At 70.5% G+C, this 420-nt stretch carries 1 protein-coding gene; it reads left to right on the top strand.

The genetic code is table 11. The features are described from left to right. Positions 1-418, top strand: a 418-nt coding sequence (locus LPA54_RS40055) for a DUF4232 domain-containing protein (RefSeq protein WP_228985342.1), incomplete at its 5' end; no start/stop codon positions are given. Between the last annotated feature and the right edge of the window lie 2 nt (positions 419-420).

Raw genomic sequence — 420 nt, 5'->3', positions numbered from 1 at the left:
CTGCAACGGCGCGAACACGAGTGTCACGGCCGCGCCGGTCTCCCGCCCGGTGAACCACATGCTGATCACGGTGAAGAACACCGGCGCGCAGAACTGCGACCTGACCTACTACCCGGTGCTGCGGTTCGACGAGATGCAGTGGGTGCCGCAGCCGATCGAGGACTCCAAGCCGCAGGCCGTCGTCACGCTGGGTCCGGGCGAGTCGGCGTACGCGGGGGTGGTCCTGTCGGCCGCCGACGGCAGCGGCTCGGGCGGCGCCACCGGCAAGAAGCTCACCGTCGGCTTCCAGGCCCGCACGCCGAACAGCGACGGCGGCCCCGCCGCGATCCCGTCCCTGCCGGCCAAGGGCGTGTACTACGACAGCAGCCTGACGGTGACGTACTGGCAGTCCTCGATGGACGACGCGCTCGCCTACTGAGC

This window comes from Streptomyces sp. DH12, assembly GCF_020873895.1.
Lineage (GTDB): Bacteria > Actinomycetota > Actinomycetes > Streptomycetales > Streptomycetaceae > Streptomyces.
This window is presented reverse-complemented; position numbering and strand designations above follow the sequence as displayed.